The sequence below is a fragment of the Alkalibacillus sp. S2W genome (genome assembly GCF_046764385.1).
Classification (GTDB): domain Bacteria; phylum Bacillota; class Bacilli; order Bacillales; family Alkalibacillaceae; genus Alkalibacillus; species Alkalibacillus almallahensis.
This window is the reverse complement of sequence record NZ_CP177234.1, coordinates 2576767-2603740: the sequence shown is the minus strand read 5'-3', so window position 1 is coordinate 2603740 and position 26974 is coordinate 2576767. Positions and strand designations below refer to the sequence as shown.

At 39.3% G+C, this 26974-nt stretch carries 28 protein-coding genes; 15 read left to right on the top strand and 13 right to left on the bottom strand.

Annotated features, from left to right (window positions below; genetic code table 11):
- Window positions 1-80: 80 nt before the first annotated feature.
- A complete protein-coding gene (locus ACKXGF_RS13435; RefSeq protein WP_411954202.1) occupies window positions 81-1028 on the top strand; it encodes a nucleoside hydrolase in 948 nt (315 codons plus the stop codon).
- A gap of 102 nt (window positions 1029-1130) precedes the next feature.
- Here ACKXGF_RS13435 and ACKXGF_RS13430 read toward each other — a convergent pair whose 3' ends face one another.
- Window positions 1131-1979, bottom strand: coding sequence for a VOC family protein (locus tag ACKXGF_RS13430; protein WP_411954201.1), 849 nt, complete (start codon window positions 1977-1979; stop codon window positions 1131-1133).
- A gap of 201 nt (window positions 1980-2180) precedes the next feature.
- Between ACKXGF_RS13430 and ACKXGF_RS13425 the strand changes: the two genes are divergently transcribed.
- On the top strand, window positions 2181-3173 hold the full coding sequence (locus tag ACKXGF_RS13425) for an HNH endonuclease (protein WP_411954200.1): 993 nt from the start codon (window positions 2181-2183) through the stop codon (window positions 3171-3173).
- Window positions 3174-3204: 31 nt separating this feature from the next.
- Here ACKXGF_RS13425 and ACKXGF_RS13420 read toward each other — a convergent pair whose 3' ends face one another.
- The gene (locus ACKXGF_RS13420) at window positions 3205-3528 is read right to left on the bottom strand and encodes a phosphoribosyl-ATP pyrophosphohydrolase (RefSeq protein WP_411954199.1); all 324 of its coding nucleotides are present in this window, start codon (window positions 3526-3528) and stop codon (window positions 3205-3207) included.
- A gap of 136 nt (window positions 3529-3664) precedes the next feature.
- On the opposite strand from ACKXGF_RS13420, the gene ACKXGF_RS13415 reads away from it, so the two are divergent.
- The 3 genes from ACKXGF_RS13415 (at window position 3665) to ACKXGF_RS13405 (ending at window position 5683) form a co-directional block, all read left to right on the top strand.
- The gene (locus ACKXGF_RS13415; protein ID WP_411954198.1) at window positions 3665-4306 is read left to right on the top strand and encodes a YusW family protein; all 642 of its coding nucleotides are present in this window, start codon (window positions 3665-3667) and stop codon (window positions 4304-4306) included.
- Between the two features lie 108 nt (window positions 4307-4414).
- Complete coding sequence (locus ACKXGF_RS13410) at window positions 4415-4933, top strand: YusW family protein (RefSeq protein ID WP_411954197.1); 519 nt, start codon at window positions 4415-4417, stop codon at window positions 4931-4933.
- A 75-nt stretch (window positions 4934-5008) separates the two neighbouring features.
- Entirely contained in the window at window positions 5009-5683 is a 675-nt protein-coding gene (locus ACKXGF_RS13405) for an HAD family hydrolase (protein WP_411954196.1), read from the top strand.
- Between the two features lie 40 nt (window positions 5684-5723).
- Here ACKXGF_RS13405 and ACKXGF_RS13400 read toward each other — a convergent pair whose 3' ends face one another.
- The 5 genes from ACKXGF_RS13400 to ACKXGF_RS13380 form a co-directional block, all read right to left on the bottom strand.
- Window positions 5724-6179 carry a nucleoside deaminase gene (locus ACKXGF_RS13400; RefSeq protein WP_411954195.1) on the bottom strand — a complete coding sequence of 152 codons (456 nt, stop codon included), beginning with the start codon at window positions 6177-6179 and terminating at the stop codon, window positions 5724-5726.
- A 196-nt stretch (window positions 6180-6375) separates the two neighbouring features.
- A complete protein-coding gene (locus ACKXGF_RS13395) occupies window positions 6376-8322 on the bottom strand; it encodes an ABC transporter permease (protein WP_411954194.1) in 1947 nt (648 codons plus the stop codon).
- Window positions 8312-9073, bottom strand: a complete 762-nt coding sequence (locus ACKXGF_RS13390; RefSeq protein ID WP_411954193.1) for an ABC transporter ATP-binding protein — start codon at window positions 9071-9073, stop codon at window positions 8312-8314. The genes ACKXGF_RS13395 and ACKXGF_RS13390 overlap by 11 nt, the downstream gene beginning before the upstream one ends.
- 233 nt (window positions 9074-9306) lie before the next feature.
- Window positions 9307-10311 carry a sensor histidine kinase gene (locus ACKXGF_RS13385; RefSeq protein WP_411954192.1) on the bottom strand — a complete coding sequence of 335 codons (1005 nt, stop codon included), beginning with the start codon at window positions 10309-10311 and terminating at the stop codon, window positions 9307-9309.
- Entirely contained in the window at window positions 10308-10997 is a 690-nt protein-coding gene (locus ACKXGF_RS13380; protein WP_411954191.1) for a response regulator, read from the bottom strand. The genes ACKXGF_RS13385 and ACKXGF_RS13380 overlap by 4 nt, the downstream gene beginning before the upstream one ends.
- Window positions 10998-11338: 341 nt before the next feature.
- Between ACKXGF_RS13380 and ACKXGF_RS13375 the strand changes: the two genes are divergently transcribed.
- A complete protein-coding gene (locus ACKXGF_RS13375; protein WP_411954190.1) occupies window positions 11339-12724 on the top strand; it encodes an aspartate aminotransferase family protein in 1386 nt (461 codons plus the stop codon).
- A gap of 16 nt (window positions 12725-12740) precedes the next feature.
- Window positions 12741-13598: a MurR/RpiR family transcriptional regulator gene (locus tag ACKXGF_RS13370; protein ID WP_411954189.1), complete on the top strand. Its 858-nt coding sequence runs from the start codon at window positions 12741-12743 to the stop codon at window positions 13596-13598.
- Between the two features lie 211 nt (window positions 13599-13809).
- Here ACKXGF_RS13370 and ACKXGF_RS13365 read toward each other — a convergent pair whose 3' ends face one another.
- The 3 genes from ACKXGF_RS13365 to ACKXGF_RS13355 all read right to left on the bottom strand — a co-directional run bounded on the left by ACKXGF_RS13365 (window position 13810) and on the right by ACKXGF_RS13355 (window position 16075).
- A complete protein-coding gene (locus ACKXGF_RS13365; RefSeq protein ID WP_411954188.1) occupies window positions 13810-14757 on the bottom strand; it encodes a glycine betaine ABC transporter substrate-binding protein in 948 nt (315 codons plus the stop codon).
- A gap of 108 nt (window positions 14758-14865) precedes the next feature.
- Window positions 14866-15528, bottom strand: a complete 663-nt coding sequence (locus tag ACKXGF_RS13360; RefSeq protein WP_411954187.1) for a cysteine hydrolase family protein — start codon at window positions 15526-15528, stop codon at window positions 14866-14868.
- Window positions 15515-16075, bottom strand: a complete 561-nt coding sequence (locus tag ACKXGF_RS13355; RefSeq protein WP_411954186.1) for a GbsR/MarR family transcriptional regulator — start codon at window positions 16073-16075, stop codon at window positions 15515-15517. The genes ACKXGF_RS13360 and ACKXGF_RS13355 overlap by 14 nt, the downstream gene beginning before the upstream one ends.
- Window positions 16076-16320: 245 nt before the next feature.
- Between ACKXGF_RS13355 and ACKXGF_RS13350 the strand changes: the two genes are divergently transcribed.
- The 4 genes from ACKXGF_RS13350 to ACKXGF_RS13335 all read left to right on the top strand — a co-directional run bounded on the left by ACKXGF_RS13350 (window position 16321) and on the right by ACKXGF_RS13335 (window position 20273).
- Window positions 16321-18027, top strand: coding sequence for a PrpR N-terminal domain-containing protein (locus ACKXGF_RS13350; RefSeq protein WP_411954185.1), 1707 nt, complete (start codon window positions 16321-16323; stop codon window positions 18025-18027).
- A 90-nt stretch (window positions 18028-18117) separates the two neighbouring features.
- Window positions 18118-19512, top strand: a complete 1395-nt coding sequence (locus tag ACKXGF_RS13345) for an EAL domain-containing protein (RefSeq protein WP_411954184.1) — start codon at window positions 18118-18120, stop codon at window positions 19510-19512.
- A 25-nt stretch (window positions 19513-19537) separates the two neighbouring features.
- Entirely contained in the window at window positions 19538-19972 is a 435-nt protein-coding gene (locus tag ACKXGF_RS13340) for an SRPBCC family protein (RefSeq protein ID WP_411954183.1), read from the top strand.
- 13 nt (window positions 19973-19985) lie between these two features.
- Window positions 19986-20273 (top strand): 4a-hydroxytetrahydrobiopterin dehydratase, encoded by a 288-nt coding sequence (locus tag ACKXGF_RS13335; RefSeq protein ID WP_411954182.1) that lies wholly within the window; start codon window positions 19986-19988, stop codon window positions 20271-20273.
- A gap of 365 nt (window positions 20274-20638) precedes the next feature.
- Here the strand turns inward: ACKXGF_RS13335 and ACKXGF_RS13330 are convergent, their stop codons facing one another.
- Both ACKXGF_RS13330 and ACKXGF_RS13325 read right to left on the bottom strand, forming a co-directional pair.
- A complete protein-coding gene (locus ACKXGF_RS13330) occupies window positions 20639-21991 on the bottom strand; it encodes a hypothetical protein (RefSeq protein WP_411954181.1) in 1353 nt (450 codons plus the stop codon).
- 47 nt (window positions 21992-22038) lie between these two features.
- Window positions 22039-22506 (bottom strand): ASCH domain-containing protein, encoded by a 468-nt coding sequence (locus ACKXGF_RS13325; protein ID WP_411954180.1) that lies wholly within the window; start codon window positions 22504-22506, stop codon window positions 22039-22041.
- Between the two features lie 98 nt (window positions 22507-22604).
- Between ACKXGF_RS13325 and ACKXGF_RS13320 the strand changes: the two genes are divergently transcribed.
- Complete coding sequence (locus ACKXGF_RS13320) at window positions 22605-22988, top strand: hypothetical protein (RefSeq protein WP_411954179.1); 384 nt, start codon at window positions 22605-22607, stop codon at window positions 22986-22988.
- Between the two features lie 21 nt (window positions 22989-23009).
- Here the strand turns inward: ACKXGF_RS13320 and ACKXGF_RS13315 are convergent, their stop codons facing one another.
- A complete protein-coding gene (locus tag ACKXGF_RS13315) occupies window positions 23010-23864 on the bottom strand; it encodes a putative RNA methyltransferase (RefSeq protein WP_411954178.1) in 855 nt (284 codons plus the stop codon).
- A gap of 149 nt (window positions 23865-24013) precedes the next feature.
- Between ACKXGF_RS13315 and ACKXGF_RS13310 the strand changes: the two genes are divergently transcribed.
- The 3 genes from ACKXGF_RS13310 to ACKXGF_RS13300 all read left to right on the top strand — a co-directional run bounded on the left by ACKXGF_RS13310 (window position 24014) and on the right by ACKXGF_RS13300 (window position 26913).
- Window positions 24014-24268, top strand: a complete 255-nt coding sequence (locus tag ACKXGF_RS13310; RefSeq protein ID WP_411954177.1) for a hypothetical protein — start codon at window positions 24014-24016, stop codon at window positions 24266-24268.
- Between the two features lie 15 nt (window positions 24269-24283).
- Window positions 24284-25597, top strand: a complete 1314-nt coding sequence (locus tag ACKXGF_RS13305; protein ID WP_411954176.1) for a M20 family metallo-hydrolase — start codon at window positions 24284-24286, stop codon at window positions 25595-25597.
- 131 nt (window positions 25598-25728) lie between these two features.
- Window positions 25729-26913, top strand: coding sequence for an IS256 family transposase (locus tag ACKXGF_RS13300; RefSeq protein WP_411953968.1), 1185 nt, complete (start codon window positions 25729-25731; stop codon window positions 26911-26913).
- Window positions 26914-26974 lie beyond the last annotated feature (61 nt).

Here is a 26974-nt window from a genome sequence, read left to right as displayed (position 1 = left end):
TACCGAAAGAGTTTGTTGAGGTCCTAATCAAAACCTTCTATAATGATTAATAACTATCAGATGTAGAAAGGGTGAGAGGTATGTCCAAAATCATTGTTGATACAGATACAGCCGGTGATGATACGATTGCGCTACTTACAGCTATCCATCATTTTAAAGTAGAGGGTGTCACGATCACAGGGGGAAATGTTGATTTTGACCAAGAGGTGGAAAACGCACTCTACACGATCCAAGTAGCTAATCCAGATCAGAAAATTCCTGTGTTCAAAGGGTATGAAGGGCCAATCTTAAATGTCGATACGACTTCACATACGACAGTCGAGGACGTACACGGGCGTGATGGCATGGGTGATTCGTTTTTTAATCAAGCCATACAGCGTCCAGAATCAGAACATGCAGTTGATTTCATCATCAAAACAGTAAAAGAAAACCCGGGTGACATATCGTTATTGGCAATTGCACCCCTCACTAATATTGCCATGGCAATCAAAAAGGACCCGACCATTGTGGAGGATTTAAAACATATTTATATCATGGGTGGAACCAATAACTCGCTAGGCAATATCACAGCAGCGGCAGAGTATAATTTCTATGTCGACCCTGAAGCAGCGCGGATTGTCTTGCATTCTGGCGTGCCCATCACGATGGTCGGATGGGATATGTGTGTTGGATTCAGCGTATTAAATGATGATGAACATCGCGAAATCGAGGCATTAGAGACTTCTGGGTCCGAATTCTTTCGCCAAGTGAATCAAGTCGTCAAACGTTTTAATAAAGAAGTACACCAACTAGATGGCACGACTCACCCTGATACTTTACTCGTAGCTATTGCGGCTGATGAAACCATCATGACTCAGTCTAGTCATTATTATGTTGATGTTGAAACGGAAGGTAAGTTAACACGAGGCTATAGTTTAGTGGATGTGAATAATCGAAGCGGCTATCAGCCAAATGTTCGTGTTTGTGAGGCTGTTAATCGAGAGAAATTTAAATCAACATTGCACGATGTATTGCGTGCAATCACATAATAAAATCCCCCTTCAACGTAATGAATGCTAAGTGAGGATAAAACCCTGACGTTAGCGAGTTCGTTACCTGTTGAAAGGGGGATTTGCTATATCGTGAGTTGATTAAACAACGAGACGAATGCGATTACCTGATGGATCAGTCGCAACCGTTTCACCATTTTCCTCAGTCATATCTGCGTTAATGTTATCTAATTGTTTAAGAACCGTTTGTTTCTGCTCATCACTACCTAATTGGATCGTATAGAATTTTAGGCCAGGTGAATCGTCAGCTGTTGGTGGTGCACCGACACCATTCCAGACATTGATGCCAATATGGTGATGGTAATGGCCGTCAGCGATAAATAATGCTTGCTCGCCTAAGCGACAGACGGCTTCCATACCTAAGCCGTCTGTATAAAACTGTTTCGTTTCATTTAAATCAGCAACATGTAAATGTATATGTCCCATGAGTGTGTTTGACGGAAGACCTTGCCAACCTGACTTACTCGCATGTTTCAAAATTTCCCCTGCATCAATCGGGTCGACTGCCATATCGACTTGACCATTTTGCCAATTCCACTCGGACGGATCACGGTCAGCATAAACTTCAATCCCGTTTCCATTTGGGTCGGAAAAATAGATCGACTCACTCACTAAGTGGTCAGATGCCCCAATTGGAACATTTTGAGCTGATATATGCTTGATGAAGTCCGCCAAATCAGAACGCGTTGGCAATAAAATCGCATAATGATATAACCCAGCTGTTCGACGAGATTTCTCATTTGGCTGATCTAATGCATGTAACGTTAATAACGCTGTTTCACTATCAGCTGTTAACTGAACAGTTGATGCCTCCTGATTCAATACTTGAAACCCTAAAATCTGTTTATAAAACGCAATCGCCCGCTGTAAATCAGTGACCTTCAAATCAACATGACTCACATGCGCGATCGGTGCCTGATGGAATTGCATGTGGAAAATCTCCTTCTGGTTATTTTACTTACTTTATGTAAGTTAGTTTAATAGTAAGTAAAGAAAGTCAATTAAAATAGGTTGGCACTTAAATTAAATATTAAATTTATGAAACAAGAACAAATTTAACTATATTTTTCCTATTAAGATGGTTGTTGCTATTACACATAGGTTGTAAAGTGATAGTAAGGTGGTGTGAGAATGTATCATAAGTTAAAGGTTGCAGAATTGAGGGAAGCTTATTTAACTGATGAAGATATTTGGCGTGTTTTAACAGTAGTGCTATCAAATAAATCTGCCAAATCTGCTACATATAAATATGCTCTGATTAAAGCCATGATTGAAAATTTATACCAGGTTAATAACCAATATGAATTAACTTATGATCAGTTAGCTTATAGTTTTGCGAAAATATATTGGAATTTAATCATTCATCATGGTCTTGTGAAACAAAACAGTAGTCACAAGCAAGCTAGAGTTGTCACAGAGTTGCTAGCTTTTCAAGAGAAACATGGCATACCTCGGGATTTTAGCTTTGATAAATTAAAACCATCTTTGCAGTTAAAATTAGTATCTAAAGTTAAATCGGTTATGAAAATTAATGTTTTTGGAGCATTATATGGCGATACCCAAGAAGTTTTCTATGAATTTAATCACCACACTGAATATTTTCGTTTCCATTCTAATGTACATGAATTCATGATGAAGTATCAGCGCTTAATCGTTAATTTAACTAATTATCACATGGCGAAAATGATTGAGGATTTAAATGAATATCCATCTACTAGTTACTTACTTGATAAAGTTGAAAGTATTGCAAAACGAAGTTCTTTAAAGCCATATGAACAAGTGTTGTTAAACTACTTTGAAGCTACTTGCTTCTACTGTGGGAAGAGTTTGTCTAAGGGTAAACGAGAAAGCCATGTCGATCATTTTATTCCTTGGTCATTCGTTCAATCTGATCAAATTTGGAATCTCGTCATGGCCTGTGGAAGGTGTAACACTCAAAAGAATGACAAGCTACCTGAACGGGATTATTTGGATGCTATTATTTCCCGAAATGATCAGTTACAAGCAGTGATTACAGATCGAGATTACGACCCTTCTTTAAGAAATTATCATGATCAAAAAATCATTATGCTGTACGATTATTCGATTAAAAATGGTTTTGATGATATTTGGGTACCGAAATAAAAGGCTTAGAGCTTAAAGGTCTAAGCTTTTTTTAATCTTCAACCTCTTCTAAAAAGATCTTCTTATCAAACCCACCTCGTTCAGAAGCTTTCTTTTGACGTATTTCTTCGACATCGCTAATGTCAGCATCATGTACTTTGGCCAAAGCGTGAATCAATTCAAGTGCATCAGCAAGTTCTTCTAATACCTCGTTTGTGTTTTCAGCTTCACGGATTTCATCAACTTCTTCGTAGAGTTTCTTTTTTAAAGAATCAACATATTCTTCAGTATTTAATATGCGAGTGGAATAGGCCTTTCCAGTGTTTTCAATAATTTCAGGTATGTAATCACGAACTAATTTTTGATAAACGGGCATTGTCCTCGCTCCTTTGTGTAATTTACATTCATTGTAAACAATTTGAGGATGCGATTCAATTTGCATTAAGCGTATAAATGATGCAGTTATGGACACCCCAATAAATAGAAGAACATAATCATAAGGGGTGGACTGAATGAAAAAGATTTTTGCTTTGATTTTAGGTATGGGATTGTTTTTATCAGCTTGCGGGACAACTGATGGGGCGGACCCTGACATGGGGATGACGGACCCTGATGAAGATAATGAGGAGTTAACGAGTGAGGATGAAGATGGGGTAGCTGATGGTGATCAGGCAACAGATATTAATGATGGGCCTGATGAATCGGGTGAAGATCCTGATAAGCCGCAGGACCGTGATGGTGAGGAAGGGACAGGCTTAACGGATCAAGATGCTGAGTGGGACAATGATGTAAACGAGATGAAGCGTGAAGCTGAAGGCGGTTTACGTCATGGTGTTGTTGATTTTGAGTTAGAGATTGATTTCGAGAATGATCAGGGTGAATGGCAGTTTGATTATGAAGTGAAGCAAGATGGTAAAAAGGCGAAGGTTGAAATCGATCAGGATCAGGAAACGGATCGTAAAGGAAAGTTAGCTGTCGAAGAAATTGAAGCGATGATTGATAATATCAAGCCGAAACCTGACCTATCTAAGGAAGAGGCGTTTCAACGGGTTTATAATCATTTAGAGATTATGGAAGAAGAAGTACTTGAGATTGAGTTGGATATTGATTTTGATGATGGTGACACGTTAGAGGTTTCTCATCATTATTCGTAGGTGAATTTATAAGGGGTTGATTATAGATATGAATTTGAGGACAAGTGGCTTAATAATGGAAAATACAGGGTATATAACTAGTGAATGAAGTTCATGGGGGTGAATGATATGAGATGGTCGTTTATTTTTATATTAAGTATCGTTTTAATTTTGGCTGCTTGTGGAGGCAATGACACTGGTAATACGGGTGGAGATGCTTCTGGTGAAGAGAACAGCACGTCGACTAATCAAGAAGATAAAGCTAATTCGGATGATTCAAATACGAAGAATACACAAAGTGAAGATTCGAATTCAGATGAACGAGACTTATTTCAAGATGTCATCAGTTATGAATTAGAAATTGAGTTTAGTAACGGTGACGAGTGGAGCTATGATTATGAAGTAGAAAATGACGGTAAGAACGCTGAGATTGAACGAGATGGTGAGTCAGACCTGGACGGAAGTGAAGCAATAGATGAAGTAGAAAATATGATTGAAGCGGTTCAGCCAGCGCCTGATTTATCATATGATGAAGCGCTACAACGAGTCTATAATCATTTAGATATCAACCAAGACGATGTTGAAGAGGTTGAATTGGATGTTGATTTTGAAAATGGTGACACATTAGAAATCGAGCGACCATCTTAATCGATTAGCTTTTGTATGTCTCTGTTGTTTTATGTGCTAGAATGGTAAAAAAGCATGCAAAACGGAGGCGTAAACATGGCAGTCGTAACAGTCGATTTCGATGGAACATTATATCAAGGTGATTCGTTTAAGGTCATGTTTCAAGTGGCGAAAAAGGATTATGGAGTAAAAGAATGGTCCGTTGTGGGCGCAGGCTTAGTGAAAAGTTTTGTCTTAGGTGTTGTAAAAGGGAAAACAGCATTTAAGCATGAGTTTTTCAGAAGTTTTGCTAGGTCGTTTAAAGGAAAGACACAAGAAGAGTTAGCAGAGTTTTTTGATCAATTAGCACGTCATGACTTGGAACGTGTGAATTATGATTTAGTTGAGACGGTGAAACAGCATCAAAATAATGGTGATGATGTCGTTGTATTATCAGGTGCGCTAATGCCATTTTTAAAAGCGTTCACGCGTGAAGTTGGTTTAAATGATGTTGAAACGATTGGGACACAGTTAGTGTTCGATTCAGATGGTGTGTGCCGAGGTCAAATTGGTCGTATTGTGAATGGGGATGAAAAAGTAGAACATTTACAAAATTGGCTGAAGTCAAATGGACGTGATCCAGAAACTGAAACCTTATATGCCTATGCTGATAGTGAAACAGATGAGCCACTATTTCAATTTGTCGATTATCCCTATGTGGTTAATCCAGACGAAAGGTTGAAACAAATGGCAGTGCAGAAGAGTTGGTTAACATACGAACCGAATAATTAAGAAATCCGGGTGCTGAGTAAAGTCAGCACCCGGATTTTTATTATTGATGGCGTTTTTTATACATTTGCATCGGGTTATAAGTATCTTCCGTTAATGCCATTTGTTTCATTGGGTGTGTACGTTCTGCTGGAGCTTTTTGGAGATCGTCAGCCACCTGTTTGGATTTGCCGAGACCTGCATCAACTGCTTCGTCTGATGATTGAGCGTAGTAAGTTTCTTGGATGCCAGCATACGCCATAGCAGAATAGCACATCGGACAAGGTTCACCGCTCGCATACATCGTGACATTTGATAAATCATTTGTTTGCAGTAATTTTTGGGCTTGGCGGATGGCAACCATTTCAGCATGACCACTGACATCATAGCGATTGTGCAACTGATTCACGCCTTCAGCAATGATTTCGCCATCCTGTACGAGGACAGCTCCGAACGGTTGGCCACCTTCTTTAACATTATTAGATGCTAATTTAATCGCATGTTGCATAAATTCGTCCATTATTTGAGCCTCCTAGGATGAGTAAGCTTGTCTGATTTATTTTAACATATCATGTGCGTGAGTGACTTTTGAGATAAGTGGGTTTAGTTTTGAAATAAATAGGTCTATTTATTTCAAAAATGGAGAGATTAATGAAATAAGTGCAGCTAGTGATCTAATAACTAATCGATAGTCATACAAAAAAAGAAGCACTCGTTTAGAGCGCTTCTCGAATAACTTTCTTATAATATAAAACGGAGAGAATTCCGAAGATGGAATACAGTGCGGTGTAAAGTCCCATCACAATCAACATAGGTGTCCAGACTTCTGAACCGAAGAAGAACCAGCCTGATTGTACGGCAAAGTAACTGTGCAATAGTCCAACAACTAAAGGAATACCAAAATTGAACATTTGTTTGATCTGAATCCCTTTAATTAAGTCTCCTTCTGTGAAACCTAGCTTTCTTAAAATGGTATAGCTTGGTTTTTCGCTTTCACTCTCATCCATTTGTTTAAAGTAAAGGACACAACCTGATGTAACTAAGAATGTTAGACCTAGAAAGCCGACAATAAACATCATTAGTCCCATATTCATTTTCTGATCTCGACTCGATTGCAATTGTGATTCGTTGCGACCTTCATCAAGGTTTTCTTGATGGAAGATTGTGTTGGCGCGTTCCAAGTTTGCGGAGTCATTAATATTAATGCCTGTGTAGACTAGTGAGCTTTTTTGGATATCTGGATTCATATTGTCTTTAAGTTTTTTATAAATTGATTGATCAACGACACCTAATGGCATGCCACCATTGTTTGTGTAGTAGGATGACACTAGGTATTCGCGGTTTAAGCCTGCAAAATCTTGTATAATCACGGTATCTTGAGCTTTCAATTCAATTTCGCCTGAATCTTCAATGGTCATAAAAGACTGCATTAAATCAGAATATCCTGTTAATAATGTTTCGCCTTCTGATAACTCAATATCGCCAAAATTTTCGTCACTCACAATAGGGAGTGGTAATTCAGACGTATCGACGTTTATGTTATCCATATTGACATCGAGAATCTCACTAACATCTGCGGTGACTTGAAATACTTCCACTTGATTTTTATCATAAGAAATTCCTTCATCACTCAATGCTTGCGTAAATGTTTCTATACTTTCTTCATTGACTAGCGCAAAGTCGGCGACTACGAAATCTTCTGCGGTCTGTTCAGCTGAATAATAAGCGATATAACTTAGGCTCAGAAGACCAATCGAAAGAGCTGAGACAGTAGTGATAATCGTGAGTAATAATGCATTCGATTTCATTCGGAACATAATAGATGACAATGATAACACTTTATTGATACTTAAATAGCCATTGTTTTGTTTACGAATGAGTTGGAATATGAAGGCTACAGACCCTTTGTAGAACAAGTAGGTCCCAATAATGACGGCTCCTAAAATAAAAGCCATAGCTGAAAGTAGTTGAGTGAAAGTTGTGAAATCACCATCAAATAGTTTTTGTGAAACATAGTAGCCAGAAGCAATCATGATAATTCCGAGAACGCCGATTATCACTTGCCAAATTGACAACTTTTTAACCTTAACTTCAGTTGATTGACGAACCTGAAATAATGCTAAGATGCTTTGTTTTTTAATAAAAATAGAGTTCATTAACATAATCAGTAAATAAATACCGATAAATACGAGTAAGGTTTGAATTAAGGCTTCAGATGAGAAACGTAAGGTCGCTACAGCTTCTACACCAGTAATTTTAAAAACAATCATGACCATTAACTTAGAGATTGAAAACCCCACTAGAATACCAATCGCAACTGATGTGAAATAAATGATAAAGTTTTCAATGCTAAGGATTTTAATGATTCGGTTCTTTGTCATGCCGATTAATTGGAAAAGGCCAATCTCACTGCTACGCCGTTTAATAAATAAACTATTCGCATAGATGAGAAAGAATCCGACGATTGCTACTAATAAGACCGACCCGACTTTAACGGCGGCTTCTCCCCGTACAGATCCTTTGGTGGCATCCATCGACGGATCATACTGCAACGTCACAAAGGCAAAGTAAATCGCGACACTGAAAATCAAAGCAAATACATAAAGGTAATAGTTGCTCAAATTTTTTCTGAGGTTACGGATCATCAGTTGATTAATGCTCATGTTGAACCCCGCCTAACACACCCTGTGTTTTCATAATGTCTTTAAAGAAGTTTTGTCGGTCTTCGTGTCCTTTGTTGAGTTGTGAATAGATTTGCCCATCCTTAATGAAAATCACGCGACTGCTATAGCTTGCTGCAACTGGATCATGTGTCACCATCATAATCGTGGATTCGCGGTTGTTATTCAGTTCACTTAATTTGTCTAATAGGTTAGAGGCCGATTTAGAATCTAGTGCGCCAGTTGGTTCATCAGCAAAAATAATACTCGGCTCATGAATAAATGCACGTGCAGCTGACGTACGTTGCTTTTGTCCGCCTGAAATTTCATTCGGATATTTATCTCGTGCGTCATAGATGCCTAGTTCATTAGCGACGGTTTCGAATCGCTCATTAGCTTGAGATCTCGACACTTTTTGAATCGAGAGTGGTAGAAGTATGTTTTCTTTAACCGTTAGTGTGTCTAGTAAGTTATACTCCTGAAAAATGAAGCCTAAGTTATATTTGCGAAACTCGGCTAGCTTTTTTGATTTCATGTTCGTGATCATGCTTCCATCAATTTTAATGGTTCCTTGGCTAACTTGATCGATGGAAGAAAGAACATTAAGTAGCGTCGTCTTCCCAGAACCAGATGCCCCCATAATACTGACAAATTCACCTTTTTCAATGTTAAGGTCAATGCCTTGTAGAACTTCTTGTTTGTTAAATTTGTTTCCGTAGCTCTTATGAATTTTTTGAGCCTCTAAAATGTTCATGGTTAGTACTCCTTTCAATGAATCTGAATTAATTGTATATGGGGGACGGGTTTGTTTTCCTTCATTTCATCTAACAATTAAACGACGCATGTGACATTTTTGTCATTCGATTTGTTGTTTAAAGGTAGTCGTGTTTTGGGTTAGTAGAATTTTAACTGTCAAGTGGAGGTTGAACATGATCGGAGCCTAACTTCAATTTCATGAAACATGATGAATCATTAATAGAAGTTCTATCATGTTTCTGTAATAGCTACGAAATCATTTCTCTTAGGGAAAATTAGCTTGATTGCTGTACCTTCACCAAGTTCGGATTTGACCTGAATATTAATTTGTAAAGATTCTGAGATTTGTTTTGTCAGATAGAGCCCCATACCTGTTGCTGAGTTGTCTTGATGGGTGGCAGTTGATGTGAACCCTTTTTCAAATATTCTTGGCATATCCTTAGCATCAATTCCCCGGCCGTGGTCTTGAATGATTAAAATCGTTTGGTTGTTGCTTTGTTCACTACTAATTTCAATATCCGAGTTCTCACTGTATTTCACAGCGTTAGATAGAATCTGCCTAATGATAAAAGCTAGCCATTTGCCGTCAGTCAACACATTTTCAACTTCCAGATTAATGTCAAAACCAATCTTCTTATGGATGCACCACGATTTTAATGTCCTAATTTCTTGATAGATTATGGGTTCAAGTTCTGTTTTTTCTATATAGAGGTCATTTTCGATAAAGGACATGCGTTTTTTATGTAATTGTTGATCGAGTAATAAATGGACACGGAGCCACTCGTAATTGAGGTCAGTTTTTAACGCATTGTCTTCAATTCGGTCGATGATGAGTTGCATGGCTGTAAGTGGTGTTTTAACTTCGTGAATCCATGAAAGAAGTTCATTTTTTTCTTGTTCTAACGATGTACGGTTCTGAGACTCTAATTGTTTTAGGTGTTCAGCTTGTTCAGATAAGTTATGGTAGACTATTTTTTCAAAGGGTGAAGCGGGCGCTTGTAACTCTGATTCATCAAATTCATTAATCCAAGTAGTTAGAGACTGATAAAACTTGGTTTCTTTAACGAAGCGAACACTAAGGAATAAAACAAAGATGGTGCTCGATAGGAAAACGTAATAAGAAATTGAACCCATAGAGATATTTGGGTCAATATAAGCTATAAACACTAGTAAGAGTTGTAAAAGTATAAATAACATAATCCAACTGCGACGCTCGATTAAGAACTTCCCAATCATGATAAAGGCACCTCTTTTGCTAAATATCCTTGTCCTACTTTCGTTTCGATGTTTTGTCCCAGCCCAATCTCATCTAAACGTTTTCTAAGGCGATTGACGTTCACGGTGAGGGTGTTATCGCTGATAAACCGTTCATCTTCCCATAATTGGTGAATCAATTCGTCGCGACTGACGATTTTGTTTTTATGTTCAATTAAAGTTTTTAAGATGTAAGTTTCATTTTTGGTGAGCTCAATTGTTCCTTTGTCGTTTGACACGCTATTCTTTTCATAATTAACTGTAGCACCGCACCATGTTTTAAGGTGGATATGGTCATTATTGTAGTTGTACACACGACGCAGTGTCGCTTGAACCTTCGCAATTAAGACATCAAAGTGAAAAGGTTTCTGTATGTAATCGTCAGCACCTAGTTGCATGGACATCACCATATCAGTTGGGTGGTCTCTGGATGATAGAAAAATAATGGGTACATTAGAATGATTGCGAATCATCCGGCACCAGTGAAACCCATCGTATTTGGGAAGTTGGATATCGATGATCACAAGATCCGGTTTAACTTCGCTGAATTCTTCCATTACTTTTTCAAAATTAGATATACCGTACACATCGTAAGACCATTGAGTTAAACGCTCTCTAATCTCAGAAAAAAGTGACTCGTCGTCTTCGATGACTAATAACTTGAACATGGTGATCCCTCGCAATCTAGAAATACTTGTTAACGTAAGTATAAATGGAGTTTATTGGCAAGACAAGGTGGAGCTGGACGGGCTAGTGGGGAGCTGTTTTTGAATTATTAAACAATTGGATCCAATTGTTTAATAATTCAGATAGACTGTCTAATAATCTAAGTAGAGTGTTTAACAATTCAAGTGGATTATTTAATAAATGGGGGAAAATGTTAATTAATAATGAGCGTCATGAAATAAATTTTTCATACACCCTTGAAATGAAGTGCTTTATGAAATAAAATTATCAATTAGATAAACAAATGAAATAAATATTTCATAATGTATAAAGGGTGACGAAAATGAATCGTGGAGATACTGCTCAAGATATGAGTTTTGAAAATAAAATAGCTGGTTCAGCGAAAGCGCATGAGCAAGCGAAACAGGTGATTCCAGGTGGAGTGACGGCAAATATTAAACATTTTGCGCCGCATCCGATTGTGATGGATCATGCTTCTGGTAGTCGTTTAACAGATGTCGATGGTAATCAGTACATTGATTATCTGCTAAGTTATGGGGCGATGATTTTAGGTCATGGGCATAAGCGTGTGAAAGAAGCGGTTTACCAACAGATGGAGCAATGTGGTTCATTTGTATTCGGAACGCCGCATCATTTGGAATATAAAATGGCGCAAAAATTGGTCGATATGTTTCCGAGTATGGACCAAGTGCGGTTTACGAATTCAGGTCTTGAAGCAACGTTACTAGCGATTCGTTTAGCGCAAGCTTACAATGATAAGCCGAAAATTGCGAAGTTTGAAGGGCATTATCATGGTGGATACGATCAGGTGCTAGTGAGTGTGAATCCTAATATCGACAATGCTGGTGAGCAGGCGGAACCAAATTCTGTTGCGGAATCGAGTGGTATGTCGGAATCTGATTTGGATGACACCGTGATTATGCCGTTCAATGATCTTGAAGCGACAGAAGCGATTTTACGGAAACGCCAAGATGAGATTTCAGCTGTGATTTTGGAGCCCGTTCAGAGTGGTTTTGTGCCAGCAGATGAATCATTTATGAAAGGCTTGCGTCAAATTACGGATGAACTTGATATTGTCTTGATTTTTGATGAAGTGAAAACAGGTTTTCGCTTAACAGTAGGTGGCGCTCAACATCTTTATGGAATTGAGCCTGACCTTACAGCGCTTGGTAAAGTGTTAGGTGGTGGCTTCCCAGTGGGAGCGTTAGGTGGTAAGTTTGACCTAATGAACCTCATGTCTCCTGAACGTGGTGGTGACATTTTAACTTCAGGTGGTGGCCAGCAGGTGACGGACCGCGCCTTGTTCCATAGTGGGACTTATAACGGTCACCCGACTGTGCTAGCAGCTGGCTTAGCGACGATTGAGTATCTAGAAGAAGATGGTGTGATGAGTGAATTGTTGCGTAAAACGGAGCAATTACGTCATGGCCTTGAAACAGTCTATCATCGTTATGGCTTGCCAATGCAAACGGTTGGCTTAGGGACTATATTTAATATAATATTGACTCAAGAGACAGTACGGAATTATCGTGATTTATCCGAATGCGATCTAGAAACGCGTAAACAAATTGACTATGAACTGCTTGATTTAGGTATTTATACGAAACCAGGTAATCGTTATTCCATGAGTACGGCTCACACCGATCAGGATATTCAAAAGACGATTGATGCCCATGAAGTGGCGATTAAACGTGTGTTAAATCAATAAAAGAGGTGGAGATCATATGGCTAATTTATATGAAGTGATTCAAAGCAAGCTTCAAGACATGAGTAAATCACAACGAGAGATAGCGCGATACGTGATGAGCCATATGAATTCTGTCCCTTTTTTAACGGTTGGCGAATTAGCGAAACAAGTTGGAGTAGGTGAGGCAACAGTCTATCGCTTTGCTACTTATTTAGGTTATAGTGGTTATCCAGAGTTCCAAAAAGCATTGCAAGAAGCAATGAAAAAGCAATTGACGACAGTAGAGCAATTGCGGATCTCAGAAGATATGTATGACCAGGAAAGCCAAGCGACGGTGGAAATGTTTGAAGAAGAGGTTGAGCGCATTCGTGAAATGTCTCAGCAATTGAATATGGATGATTTTCAAAAAGTCGTGGATAAAATTGTTGATGCGAAGCGGATCTTTATTGTGGCCAATCGAAGTGCTGTTGCGCTTGGATCGTTTTTAGAGTTTTATTTCGATGTGATGTTAGAAAATGCGGAATTAATCAGGAATCCGCATGGCATTTCAGAGAAACTGTTTCGAATCGATGAAGATGATGTGGTGATTGGTTTGAGTTTTTCCCGTTATACACGGAGTACAGTAGAAGCACTGTCTTTTGCGCATGATCGTGGAACTCAAGTGGTATCGATCACGGATAATCAATTATCACCGCTTGTGCCATATTCAGATATAACATTATTTGCGCGTAGCGACATGTCGTCGTTAATTGATTCATTTGTTGCACCGTTGAGTTTGATTAATGCGTTAATTACGGCAGTAGGACATGAGAAAAGCACTGAAATTCAGCAACATTTAGAGGAGCTTGAAAGTGTCTGGGATCGTTTTAATATATTTAGTGACGACAAAATGTGAGTATTTCCTGGGAAATCCTCACATTGTTAGACACTTAAAGGTTATTATTAAACAATGAGCGTAGATTGTTTAATAATTCATATAGAATGTTTCATAATCTAGGTCAAATGTTTAACAATTCAAGTAGATTGTTTAACAAAACAGAAAGCCCTCCGCGAAAACGGAGGGCTTTCTTCAATATAATCAACAATTTAGGGGAATTGTTAATCGCTTAGTTGTTGATCCATTCATCAACTGTGTCGCGGTTGTCTTCGATCCATTGCTGCGCTAAATCTTCGTAGCTTGCGTCTTCGTTTTCAGCTTTTTGGATCATGCTTTCAAGTTCATCAACGCTGATTTCCCAGTTTGATAGGATATCATATGCTTCTGAGTATTGTGGTTGATCTTGAATGCCTTGATAAGATAAGACATACACGTTGTCATATTGGAAGTGACCTTCAGTGTCTTCTAGGAATTTAAGGTCATGTTTTGCGAATACTGAGTGTGGTCTCCAACCAGTGAAGACAAATGGTTCTTCATTTTTCATTTTCTGATCGACAACACCTAGCATCGCTGCTTCACTACTTGGCTTAAGTTCGAAGCCGTCTAAGTTATAATTCTCATCGTTCATAACTTCTTTAGAAAGTTCAACAATGCCGGCACCTTCGCCGATTGTTAGGATTTCACCATCGAATTCTTCTCCGCGACCTTCTAAGTCACCGATTGTTTCAGCATCAACATACTCTGGAACAACCCAACCAAGTGGGACTTCTTCGTAACTTGTTGATACTTTTTGTAGTTCGTCTTTGTAGTCGGACCATAAGGCTTCTTCAGTGTATGGTAACCAAGCATCCATGAAGAAATGGATTTCTTCGTTTGCCATGCTTTCCCAAATAACTGGTTGATCTAGTAAAGTGACTTCAACTTCATACCCAACTTCTTCTAGAATGCTTTTCGCAATCTGAGTTGGAGGAGCTGTACTTGACCATGAAGTCTGGCCAATCACAATTTCACCTTTTTCAGCATCTTCGCTACTACCTTCTGAGCTACTGTTTTCTTCTGTCTGTTCGCTACTATCTTGACCTTCTGATCCTCCGTTATTTCCCTCTTCTGAAGAACCACCGCAAGCGGCTAGCACTAGCACTAAAATTAGTGCGCTTATTGCTAAAAGCTTCTTCATGTTTAAAATCTCCCTTTCCTTTAATAGATTGTGTGATGTTACAAAGTGATTGAAATAAGTGATGTTAATATTTATATCAATCTACCGTGATTAACCGGTAGTTGATCGCTATGGATTTGTGATTTCTTTAAATTTAGCTTCCAATGTGTCTGCTGTGAATTGCATCTGATCAACTTGATCGGCTTTGAAATAGTTGTACTCTTCGCCGTTTAGTTTCTTAATCAGTTCATCAGTGCTGAATATGTTCAAGTTATACACCCAGTTCGTCATCGTCAGCATTGCTGCTTGATGTGCGCCTTCATTACTGGCTGTACATAAATCGTGAATTAAATTAATTTGATAATCACGGAAATAAGCGTCAAATACAGATGTCATCAAGCATCCATCAGTGACGACTCCACCAATGTATAAGTGTTCCACGTCTAAACTTTTCAGCATCAAGTCAAGGCTTGTATCGAAAAAAGCACTCCAGCGATACTTATCAATGACGACATCATCGTCTGTTGGCTTGATCTCATCGAAGATTTCAATTTGATCGCTGGCTGCGTTGTAAAAGTACGGTGTCCCGTCTTCGTTTAATGGTTCACCCTTGGATAGACCGACTGTATCTTCGCGGTTGATTTGGCGTGTGTAGATAATCGGAATATCTGCCTCGCGGAATGCTGGGATCACCTTTTTCGCGTTTTCTAAAACATCATTCATGTCGTCTAATCCGAAGTTAGATTCTTTTTGTAAATCAATTAAAACTAAAGCTGATTTATGATTCGTCATTTGTGCTCTCCTCTTTTTCGTGTTTTGGTAGATGGTTAAATATATCGCCTGATTCGAGTGAATTAGCTAAACGCATGAGCCAATTTAAATAATTCTTGGCATCATCAATGAGTTCTAGATCACGATTAGCGATTTGTTCAGCACGGTCATCATTCGCATCGTTCGCCACTTCGCTAAAAATCGGTTCAGTTTGTTCAATGGCTTTATAGATGAGATTACGTTCAGTGCGTAATGTTTTAACGAAGTAAGTGAGGAAGTTTCTTAAGAAATCTTTTTCGGCTATAAAATGATCTTTGCGCTCACCTTTCTTCCAGACTTTCGTCACCATTTCGGTTTCCATTAGTTCACGAATGCCGTTACTGACACTGGCTTTGCTCATGGCAACTTGATCTTTTATATCATCTAATGTGAGTGGTTCGTCGGCAAAATATAAAACGCCGTAAATACGTCCGACCGATGCGGACACGCCATATACCGTCATGGACTGGGCAATGGCACTAATCATGACATCTTCTGACTCATGAACGCGATTTAAATCTTCGCTCATGTTGATCGCCACCTTTCGTAAAGGTAATCAATTAATTTAATTTATATAATACATTTTAAACATATAATATAAAATGTCAATAACTTGTGTCTTAGTTGAAGAATAAGAAAAAGCTCTAAGCCTATTCATTATTAGTGGTTTGGGTGATTGAAAAATTTAAAAATTATCGAAATTTATCTTCAAATGTTGTATATTGCAATATATAAGGTCATGTTTCATTAAATCGATAATGAGGTGTTGTTATTTTGAGCACATACATAAAATTTATTGCACCATATGCTTCTATGATTCCGGTGATCGAAGAGTGTGCTTCAGAGGTTGAGGGGATTGAAGTGTCAATTGAAGTTGGAAATATGGATAAGGGTGCACAAATTGCAAAGCAAGCTGAACGCGAAAAGTATGACATCATTATTAGTCGGGGCGGAACAGCGCATTTACTTCGACATGTCACTCGGATTCCAGTGATTGATGTCACCATGTCCGGCTATGATATCCTGCGTGTATTAATGATGACGCATGAATTTAGCGAAACAAAGGCACTGATTGGGTATCCTAATATGTTGAGTGGAGCACAGGCCGTCATTGATTTGCTTGATCTATCGGTTGACTTGTTTACGATCGACTCGATTGATGAAATTGAACAAACAGTCTATGAAGCCCGTGAATTGGGCTACCAAGTTGTCATTGGCGATGTTGGGACGGTAGAATCGGCTAAACGTCACGGGATGGAGGCATTTTTAATTCAATCTGGGCGTGAAACCATTTTTTCAGCATTAGAAGAAGCAAGAGCGAGTGATATCTTTTTTAAATGGAATTTCTCCCGAGCGGATATGTTGTCCAAAATTATTCAATATCAAGATCATGATGTGATGGTTATTGATGAAAATGGGGATGTTTTATTTGAAGCTTGGCATTCTTTTGATCATTGTCCATTGAGTGATTTAGAACTTGCGCAGATTCCAGCGAATATTGACTTCAAATATTTAGTTAACTGGCGATATTATATTAAAGGCCACCAGCAAATTGATGTCAAAGTCGAACATTTCAACCATGAGGGTGTGTTTTATTTCCTATTACATTTCACCCATCATGATGAAATCTTGAATCAACTAGACTGGGTTGAGCAATTTAGTATGAAGCAAAAACCGACTGTCATTGCCGAAAGTGATGCGATGCAAGCTGTCATGCGAGTCATTCAGAATGGGACGGAGAATCACCAATTATTCTTTTTAGTCGGTGAAACAGGGACAGGACGTGGTTTGTTAGCACATTATATTCATTATTTAAGTTGGTCAGGAAAGACACTATTAGAGGTGGATTTAAGTCGTTGTCAATTTGAGTATTTAGATGAACTACTTTCTCCAGAAGTAGGAACCATTTATTTACGTCACCTGTCACAAATGCCAGCAGATCGGTACCATTTGCTTGGACGGTTCTTACGCAAGGCGATCAACCACGATAAACATATTGTAATATCCGTCAATGAGTCGGTCGTTGATCGGTTTGATACACAATTGATTGATCAGAGTATCGAAATATTTGTACCGCCATTAGAAGATCGACCTGAGGATTTCAAAGGGTTGGTGACCTTGTTCGCGGCTTATTTTCACCAACATTTCGGAACAAGTGTCATGAAAATCCAATCTGATGTGATTGAAGAATTGAAACGGTATGAATGGCGTGGTCATGCCCGTGAGTTGAAATCATTTTTGAAATCTGTCGTCCTAGCTGAAAACGGGTATGTATTGAAATATGAGCACGTCAAAAAGTATTTACAAGAGAAATATAGTACACAGTCGACTTCAGTTTATCAGTTAGAAGGTACATTAGAAGATATCGAATATCAGGTTATTCAATCGGTGTTAGAAGAAGAAAATTATAATCAATCTAAAGCAGCTAAACGTTTAGGAATTAATCGTTCGACATTATGGCGTAAATTAAAACAGAATTAGACACGGATATAGCGTTTTCATGAGCTTAGAAAAGCGATACAATAGTAGGAACAGGCTAGATACGAACAACTTTAGAGGAGGCTCTAATAAATGGGGGAATACGAAACACAATCCATTGGGATAGTCCCTGATGAGTTTGTGAAAGGGTATGAATACATAACGGAGCATATATGTGATGGCGCTCCACTGAAAGATAGTTTAAAAAAGCTTGTCAAATACTTTGAGGAACAGTTTGAATCGTCCAAGGCTTCGATTATGTTGTTGAATGAAACAAGTGAGCATTTTATTGATGGCGTCACCTATAGTTTGCCTGAAGGATTGTTGAATCAGTATTATGGTGTAAAGATTCATGATCAAATGGGTGTGTGTGGTGAGGCGGTTTGCCATAAAACATTAGCTATTTCACCTAATGTTGCAGAAGACCCAGCTTGGGATGAATGGCGTCATACAGTTGATGAGCTACATATAAAATCGTGTTGGTCTTTGCCCATTTTGCGTCATGAAAGTGATGATGTGATTGGGGTGTTGACCGTTTATTCTACAGATCTTAAAGAACCAACAGAGCGTGAACTAGAAGTTGTTTCGGCCTACAAAGCTTTATTGAGTTTAATCTTGAATGATTTTTTTGAACGTCATAGTGGTGCGATTGCAACTATACAAACTGAGCCAGAATTGCCGCCGAAATCATTGTCAGAACGGGAAAAATATTTATTTATGATTCGGCGTGGTCTTGCGGAAGGTCAAATTCGTCCGCATTACCAACCAATTATGAGTGAATATGGTGAAGTGTACGGTTTTGAAGTACTCGTCCGTTGGCCACATCCAGAGCGAGGCGTTATTCCGCCAAATCAATTCATTCCTTTTGCTGAGGAAGAAGGACTAATTGATGAGATTGATCAGTATGTGGCAGAGTATGCTTGTGGTGAAATGAAGTCATTAATTGATCAAACAGGTCAGCGCTTTATGTTAACAATTAATGTTTCCGCGAATCATATTACGAAGCGACATTTTATTGAGAAGTTAAAACGAACCTTGGAAAAGACCGGATTCCCACCATCTTTATTAGCAGTCGAGTTAACGGAAACAACTTTATTAAATGATATGGATGATGCTATTTATGTGATGGATCGGTTACGTGAATTAGGTGTTCAGTTATGGATTGATGACTTTGGAACGGTTTATTCATCGCTTAATTATTTAAAAAAGTTACCAGTCGATGTCGTGAAGTTAGACGGCTCATTTGTCCGTGAGATTCATCAGGAAATGGTTGATCGTACCATTTGTGAATCAATTGTACATTTAGCGCATAACCTTAATTTACAAGTAGTTGCTGAAGGAATTGAAGATGAGTCACAACTTAACGTATTAAGTCAAATGGGTTGTGAATGGTATCAGGGTTATTATTATCAAAAACCGATCCATTTTAGTGAACTGCAAGACTATGTGCAAACTGTCAATTGGGTGACGCATAAAGGCCTAGCCTGATGGTTGGGATAAGGAGGAACCGTGTTTGAGTTTTTCACGTGAAATAGTAATTCAAGCACCTATTGATGATGTCTATCAAGTGGTGACGAAATATGAATATCTATCGGAAGTGAGCCACATTGTCGATGTGTCGATTGGCCAAGTGGATGATTTAGCAGCGGGAGATCAGTTGGTTGAGACGAGACAAGTGCGGAGTCGTAAAGTAGATTCAACATGGGCGATTGATGAGATGAAGGAGAATCAACTTTTCGTCGTTTCCAGCGATCAGCACCAGTTACATTTAACATACATTTATACCTTCTCTGAAGTAGAAGAAGGGACGCATATTCGTTTGGATGTCATGATGAAAACGAAAGGCTTACGTAATAAATTAATGAAACCGTTCATTAAGAAGATTATTGAAGGCGAAGATGGGGAACAGTTACAATATATTAAAAATTATATTGAAAAGAGTTCATAAGGAGGAACAGAAGTTGGCACTATTGAGTGAAACTGAAGTGAAACAAACATTAGAGCAATTACCTGAATGGAAATTAGATGATGGTATGCTTCGCCGAGACTTTCAATTTGATGAGTATTTAAAAGGCGTCGATTTTGTTAGACAAGTCGCAAACCAAGCGGAAGCAAAGGATCATCATCCATATGTCATCATTGACCATACCACGGTGACGATTAAGTGGTTTAGCTTTGATCAAGGTGGATTGACGGAGAAAGATACAGCTATGGCTGCTTACTGTGATGAATTATTTAACTTGAAATAATAGAGGATAAAGAGAGCCTGTGCATGTTCGTTCCATGCACAGGCTCTTTTAGGTTAGTGTGAGAAGGCAATAACCTCGCGGAGTTATTTCATTTCTTACCGCATTAATTTAATAAATAGGCTAAGATAAAGTCCGTTGTTGATATTGTGATCCGCTATCGGTGGACGCTTTCCGCGGGCACGGCTCGAGCCTCCTCGGCCGAAAAGCGTGGCCTGCGGGGTCTCGAGGCTCGTGCTTTTCCCGCAGGAGTCGCCACCTTCGCTTCTCACAATTCAACAACTCAGCGCTACATCCTTTGATATCAATACTAAACCTTAACAGAGCCAATTAATAATAGGGTTAATCTAATAAACTCAGAGAGTGAATCATACAAAGAGTAGCGCGATGCCCACACCTACTGCACCAAATAATAGAGCGTAGCCGATGTTCCATAGGGTCAGTTGGTACGGATTGCGTTTAAAATATTGATTAAGCATTGTGATCGGAATATTAAATGTCCCGGTCATATCATTCGCAACAACAGAGATAACCATTACGACGGAGACACTGAGTGGGCTGATCGTATCAAGAAATGGTGTGACGACAATGCCTTGTAAGCTTAGTGTGACTAGTGGATGGAACCCTGCAAAGGCTAGAATGACTGCACTTAAGAAAATAAAGATAAATAACCAGATAGGTTGCTCTTCTAACCACGATAGCTGACTTAATAAGGGCTCGAACACGCCTGTGTCTTGAACAACTTCATTAAAAAAACCGATCGGCACTAAGAGCATGACGAAATTTTGCATCGTCCATAACTGTTGGTGCCAGACCTCGCGATTATAATGGATAAAGGTGCGTAAACGGTTGATCGCAAGCGCCCAGACTATGGTGAATGGAACGATTGTTATAATAATCGCATCGAAAAATTCAAGAGCTAATAGATTGTGCGTAATGGCAGCAGTTGCAACAAACAACACGAGAAATAATCCGAGTAAGCCTATGTGTTTCCATGACTGGCTTTGTGACCGCTCCTCATGAGACGATTCATTCGTTAATTGGTATGACCGATAACGCGTATAACCTAGGCCTATATCAATCGCAGCCATAATTAGTGAGAATCCGAGTAAGACGGGAAGCAACTCTAAATAATAAGCCCCCGTAATCCCCACGACAAGCGCAATATAAACTTCGATTGGGCTCCAGGCATTCGCTGTTGCAAGCGGACGCAAAATCGATCGAGTCCCGAATTCATGAGTTAAACGGTCATTGAAATGAGCAGTTTTATCCTTTACTAACTGATAGGATAACGGCACCATCGATAGGAAGATAAATAGCGTTAAGACGTAACTCGTTAAATAGGATTTCGCGTAAAAGGACCCGAGATGGTGAGTGTTCGACTGCAAAAGTTGATAGATTGATTGATCGAACTTCCCGACGATCATAAAATGGTTAATAAACGGAATCAAATATAGTAGTGAGATTAATAGCCCCATCGAAGTCATATAAGGTAATAGATTGTTAGTCGGTAAATCATAGATGATAAACAAGCCTGCTCCGATACTAGCAAAAATGATACCAATTAATTGATACGTTCTACTCGCATTATGTATGGAAAAGAGTACAGCAACTAACCCTATGCCTCCTTGTATGTAGGTAAGCATCTCGCTTGTTGCAAATAAATTGATGATATATAACAAGACAAATGATGTATACAAATAAAATCGCATTCTAAGCATGGTGAATCGCATCCTTTGTTAAAGAAAATAACCATGCAGTCGCACGGTTATTGTTTGTAAACGAGATCAAATTGTTCAACAACGACGGGTAAATCATCCTCAAAAGTTTCGCCGATCGAGTCCATTTCACGAGAAAAGAAGTTTTCGTGAGCTTCATACCAGTAGTCATAACTTTTGTCGCCTTCACCTTCTTTTTCCGCGATATCTTCTGGAATCGAACGGAACGGGATGATATCGATATCTGTCACTCTGATAATAGCTTCTGGGTTCCCTTGATAATCTGTGACGATGCTGAAGCTACCTTCATCAGCGACTTTTTCATCATGGTATTCATACATACGGTAAAGTGAACAAGTCGCTGTTTTTTCGCCTGCTTTAATTAAATCGAGCAGTTCGCGTGCCATTGCTTCACCATCACCAAAATATTCAACTTTGTAAGGTGTATCTTCATTAGCAAGTTCTGGACGTTCACTTACAAATTGTTGCCAAAATTGTTTCACTAAATCTTCATTCATCATAATACCTCCGTGATGCTATGTATGTTACGTTATATATTAGCATAGCATGATTATTAGTTATAGTAGAATTTTCCTTTTAAAGGAGGACAACCATTTTGTCTTATAACAAACTATTATTACGATTATCCGCATTATTCGCTGCAGTCGGTGCGTTTCTTGGTTCGCACATGGCTGGAGCAGGAAGTCTCGCTTTCAGTACGATTCATGCCCACATTTTACTCGTCGGCTGGTTAAGCCTATTTTCTTGGTCGATGTTTTATAAAGTGTACAATCCTATCCCGTCTTTATTGACGACACTTCATGTCTGGTCCGGGATCATCGGTGCGTTCGGGTTAACGATTGGCATGTGGTTCTATTACATGAATCCATTAGGGTTACCTGAAGCCTTTGTTACGGTATTCTTCATCGTTGGCGGAACCATATTACTCATCAGCTTTATTTTATTCGTTTTTGTGACATTTCGCAAAGTCGAAGATTAATGATTGATTGCCTGCGCTTAATTAGCGTAGGCTTTTTTTAATCTTAAGCTTTTTTTGACCGACTAAGACGGTTAAATCGAGTGTCACGTGTTGCGTGTAGCTAAGCTGATTGAGGTCCGCATCTTGGGTGAGTGGTGTCATTTGAATTAAGTCTTGGAACATAGCTTCAGATAAATGTTGTTGCGCGACTACGCGTTGTTTGCGGATAATATCAAAAGATTCGCGGAACCGATCAACCACGTCATTATTTGAGTAGTCGGTTTGGTCTAGTTGCTGACGAAGTTCTTTTAAATATCCTTGATTAGGCACGACTTTGATGACAACACCATCATCAGCTAATACCCGCTCAAATTCTGCGTAATTCGATGGCGATAAAATATTTAGCAATACATCAACCGATTGATTGTCCATTGGGATATTGGCGAGGTCTGCAACGATCCACTGAACATCTTCATCGTGTTTAGCCGCCTGTCGAATTCCTTCTTTAGCTAAGTCAATACCTACTGGAAAAGGGATTTGTCGTCGCTTATTTAGCTGCTGTAAATGAGATCCTTCCCCGCAACCAGCGTCTAAGACAGTTTTGGGTGCTAAATCGGCTAACTCCTGATCGAGTTGATTAACTAAAGGTTGATAGAACCCAGCATCGTTTAAGCGTTGGCGCGCACTAAATAGTGATGTGTCATAGATCGTCGACTGTGATTGCTTGGCCATATTAAGATAACCTTGTTTGGCTAAATCAAAGACATGACGATTCGGACAGATGATGTTTTGCTGATCCTTTAAAGTTACATCCTCATGACAAATCGGACACCTAAGCACTGCGATATTCTCTTGTAAGCGCTCAGCTGCACGTTGCTTTTTGCTTAGCTTTCCCACATCCGACACTCCATAAATTCTGATGTTCCTACTATAACGTGAAAAGGGGAAAAAGTCACTTGTGCGAAAGTTTTGGCGATTTTGTCTTTAACAAGGTGAATGTTTATATTAGAGTGGTATATAACATGAGACGAGGTGAAGTAAACACTATGTTTGTATGGGTAGCAGGGATATGGTTTGTTGCAATCTTATTTCTAAGTAAGTTTATAAATGAATCATACAACCACAACAAGAAACAGTTGATTGTGAATAGTGTGTTTAGCTTTCTGATGATCATTGGATTGATTGAAACGCTAATAAATTCAGATGCAGTGTGGAATTATTATGTCCTCGTATTATTTTTGATAGCAGGTATTGTGATGACTGTACGATCGTGGCGAATACTTCGTGCTGAAGAGATATAAAAGGGAGTGTATAACATGGAAGATAAAATCAAACAGCAAGTAGACTTGTTTCGGAATCGATTAATGGAAGGTTCTGATGAATCGCTTGATCATTCAGGTGTGAACAGCCATCGCGTCGCTGAACGTTTAACGGCATTAGCGGAGATTGGTATGACGGAAGAAGGCGGATGTCGACGCATTTCGTTTTCACAGGAAGAGAAGCAAGCGAAGAATCTTGTGAAACAATGGATGGAAGAAGACGGTTTGGATGTACATATTGATGGTGCGGGCAATGTGTTTGGCCGCGTGGAAGGTAAGACAGATGGACCAGCTGTTGTGTCAGGTTCACATTTAGATAGTGTCATGCATGGCGGTCATTTTGACGGGCCTTTAGGGGTGTTGAGCGCACTTGAAGTCGCATCTGCTTGGAAGGGCGCTGGTGTGAAACCGGCTGTACCGTATGAAGTCGTTGTCTTTACGGATGAAGAAGGCGCTCGTTTTAATGGTGGTTTACTAGGCAGTCAATCGGTTGTCGGTGAACTGGATATGGATGAAGAAGTGAAGCGGGTCGACTTTAATGGCCGTCCTTTTACAGATGTCTTGGCTGATGTCGGCTTGACGTCAGATGGCTTTCGAGAGGCGAAGCGTGATTTGGCTGATGTAAAGGCCTTTGTCGAAGTTCATATTGAACAGGGTAAACAACTTGAGAAACGCGATTTACCCGTTGGTGTCGTGACAGGCATTGCTGGGCCGACGTGGTTAAGTGTGACATTTTCAGGCGTTGCGGGTCACGCTGGAAATACGCCGATGAATGACCGGACGGATGCGTTAGTCGCAGCAAGTGAATTTATGTTGAATGTGAAGGACTTTCCTGGTCAAGTGAGTGATTCAGGTGTTGCGACAGTTGGAAAATTGTCTGTGGATCCGAACGGCGTGAACGTGATTCCGGGTGAGGTCACTTTATCAGTTGATATTCGTGATATTAAGTTAGAATGGAAAGAAGAATTATCGAAGCGGATTAAAGAATATGCTCAACAAGTAAGTGACGCACATGGGACAACCGTTTCGATCCAGGAGTCGATGAATGTGGCGCCAGTCGAGGTGCCTGATGACATGCAGGCGCAAGCGGGTGAAGCTATGCGTGAAGCGCTTGATGTCGAACCATTTTATTTACCAAGTGGTGCTGGTCATGATGCGATGATCTTAGGTCGTTATGTACCGATGGCGATGCTATTTACGCAAAGTTTAGATGGTGTGAGTCACAATCCAGCTGAATGGTCGTCGTTGAGTGACTGTGTACAAACGATTCATGTGTTGAAGCGGTTTGTTGAGAAAGTAATGGAAGAGTAGGATGGTATGTGATGTATATTTATCAGCGAGTTAGGGATAGAGTCCATATAATTGTGTAAAAAGGGTCATTTTCCTCTCCACATGGTACAATGTTTTCAACCACAAAAACGATTACCAGGAGGAGAGTACTCATGACCCAACTTAAGTTTAGCGCAAATATTGAAGATTTGAAAGAAAAAGTAATGGGCTCAGACCTAGAAACGATGGTGAAATCAACGATTGTGTTGATTTTGAATGAATGTATGGAACAGGAGCGTGAGGACTACTTACAGGCTGCTGCTTACGAACGGACAACGGAACGTGTCGATTATCGAAATGGCTACTATGAACGCGAATTGATCATGAGTTTGGGATCTATTAAATTGACTGTTCCACGAACGCGATTCGGTGATTTCTCACCTTCTATTTTTGAGCGATACGCTCGCTATGACCAAGCGTTTGTGATGTCGATGTTAGAGATGTTTGTGAATGGGGTTTCAACACGTAAGGTGACGAAAATCGTTAATACGTTATGTGGTGAAACCGTTTCGAAATCCTTTGTATCGAATTTAACGAAAAAATTAGACCCCATTGTGAATGAATGGGCTCAACGCCCATTGCACACTTTAACGTTAGATTTTGTGTTTGTCGACGCTCTTTATATCAAAGTAAGAGAAAACCAAAAAGTGGTCTCCAAGGCAGTTTATATAGCCATCGCATTAGATGATGAAGGCTATCGGCATATATTAGGGCTTCACATTAGTCATTCGGAGAATGAGGAGGCTTGGCAAACATTTTTTCAGCAGCTAATTGGAAGAGGGGTATCATCACCTAAGTTGGTTGTTTCAGATGCTCATAACGGCTTAGTAAATGCGATTCAAAAGTCTTTTATAGGGACGTCATGGCAACGTTGCACCGTTCATTTCAAACGAAATATCATCGTCAAAATGCCTAAAGAAGGCAAAAAAGAAGCCATTAAGTTATTGAAACAAATATTTGATGCCTCGTCGCAAAAGGAAGCACGACAACTTAGAGATCAGTTTCTCGATGACTATGGTGATCAACCATCATTTCAAAAGGCTTGTAAGGTTTTAGATGAAGGGTTTGAAGACGCGATTCAATATCTAGGCGATGCCATTCCTGAAAACTTTAAAACACATGTTAGAAGTACAAACTCATTAGAACGTTTAAACCAAGAAGTTCGAAGACGAGAAAAAATCATTCGTATTTTTCCGAACACACAATCAGCCTTCCGTCTGGTTGGGGCAACATTAATGGCGTATGAAGAAATCATCAAACATAATCCTAAAAAATTTAGGATCTGGGAAAACAAATGAAATGACGCGATGAGGTGGAGATGGCTCGTCCCTCACCATCTCCACCTCATCGCGATAACAC

What these genes read in the sequence shown, in the direction of transcription:
- ACKXGF_RS13435 (WP_411954202.1), top strand. Translation starts at nt 81, where the DNA reads ATGTCCAAAATCATTGTTGATACAGATACAGCCGGTGATGATACGATT.
- ACKXGF_RS13430 (WP_411954201.1), bottom strand. Translation starts at nt 1,979, where the DNA reads ATGCAATTCCATCAGGCACCGATCGCGCATGTGAGTCATGTTGATTTG.
- ACKXGF_RS13425 (WP_411954200.1), top strand. Translation starts at nt 2,181, where the DNA reads ATGTATCATAAGTTAAAGGTTGCAGAATTGAGGGAAGCTTATTTAACT.
- ACKXGF_RS13420 (WP_411954199.1), bottom strand. Translation starts at nt 3,528, where the DNA reads ATGCCCGTTTATCAAAAATTAGTTCGTGATTACATACCTGAAATTATT.
- ACKXGF_RS13415 (WP_411954198.1), top strand. Translation starts at nt 3,665, where the DNA reads ATGAAAAAGATTTTTGCTTTGATTTTAGGTATGGGATTGTTTTTATCA.
- ACKXGF_RS13410 (WP_411954197.1), top strand. Translation starts at nt 4,415, where the DNA reads ATGAGATGGTCGTTTATTTTTATATTAAGTATCGTTTTAATTTTGGCT.
- ACKXGF_RS13405 (WP_411954196.1), top strand. Translation starts at nt 5,009, where the DNA reads ATGGCAGTCGTAACAGTCGATTTCGATGGAACATTATATCAAGGTGAT.
- ACKXGF_RS13400 (WP_411954195.1), bottom strand. Translation starts at nt 6,179, where the DNA reads ATGGACGAATTTATGCAACATGCGATTAAATTAGCATCTAATAATGTT.
- ACKXGF_RS13395 (WP_411954194.1), bottom strand. Translation starts at nt 8,322, where the DNA reads ATGAGCATTAATCAACTGATGATCCGTAACCTCAGAAAAAATTTGAGC.
- ACKXGF_RS13390 (WP_411954193.1), bottom strand. Translation starts at nt 9,073, where the DNA reads ATGAACATTTTAGAGGCTCAAAAAATTCATAAGAGCTACGGAAACAAA.
- ACKXGF_RS13385 (WP_411954192.1), bottom strand. Translation starts at nt 10,311, where the DNA reads ATGATTGGGAAGTTCTTAATCGAGCGTCGCAGTTGGATTATGTTATTT.
- ACKXGF_RS13380 (WP_411954191.1), bottom strand. Translation starts at nt 10,997, where the DNA reads ATGTTCAAGTTATTAGTCATCGAAGACGACGAGTCACTTTTTTCTGAG.
- ACKXGF_RS13375 (WP_411954190.1), top strand. Translation starts at nt 11,339, where the DNA reads ATGAATCGTGGAGATACTGCTCAAGATATGAGTTTTGAAAATAAAATA.
- ACKXGF_RS13370 (WP_411954189.1), top strand. Translation starts at nt 12,741, where the DNA reads ATGGCTAATTTATATGAAGTGATTCAAAGCAAGCTTCAAGACATGAGT.
- ACKXGF_RS13365 (WP_411954188.1), bottom strand. Translation starts at nt 14,757, where the DNA reads ATGAAGAAGCTTTTAGCAATAAGCGCACTAATTTTAGTGCTAGTGCTA.
- ACKXGF_RS13360 (WP_411954187.1), bottom strand. Translation starts at nt 15,528, where the DNA reads ATGACGAATCATAAATCAGCTTTAGTTTTAATTGATTTACAAAAAGAA.
- ACKXGF_RS13355 (WP_411954186.1), bottom strand. Translation starts at nt 16,075, where the DNA reads ATGAGCGAAGATTTAAATCGCGTTCATGAGTCAGAAGATGTCATGATT.
- ACKXGF_RS13345 (WP_411954184.1), top strand. Translation starts at nt 18,118, where the DNA reads ATGGGGGAATACGAAACACAATCCATTGGGATAGTCCCTGATGAGTTT.
- ACKXGF_RS13330 (WP_411954181.1), bottom strand. Translation starts at nt 21,991, where the DNA reads ATGCTTAGAATGCGATTTTATTTGTATACATCATTTGTCTTGTTATAT.
- ACKXGF_RS13325 (WP_411954180.1), bottom strand. Translation starts at nt 22,506, where the DNA reads ATGAATGAAGATTTAGTGAAACAATTTTGGCAACAATTTGTAAGTGAA.
- ACKXGF_RS13310 (WP_411954177.1), top strand. Translation starts at nt 24,014, where the DNA reads ATGTTTGTATGGGTAGCAGGGATATGGTTTGTTGCAATCTTATTTCTA.
- ACKXGF_RS13305 (WP_411954176.1), top strand. Translation starts at nt 24,284, where the DNA reads ATGGAAGATAAAATCAAACAGCAAGTAGACTTGTTTCGGAATCGATTA.
- ACKXGF_RS13300 (WP_411953968.1), top strand. Translation starts at nt 25,729, where the DNA reads ATGACCCAACTTAAGTTTAGCGCAAATATTGAAGATTTGAAAGAAAAA.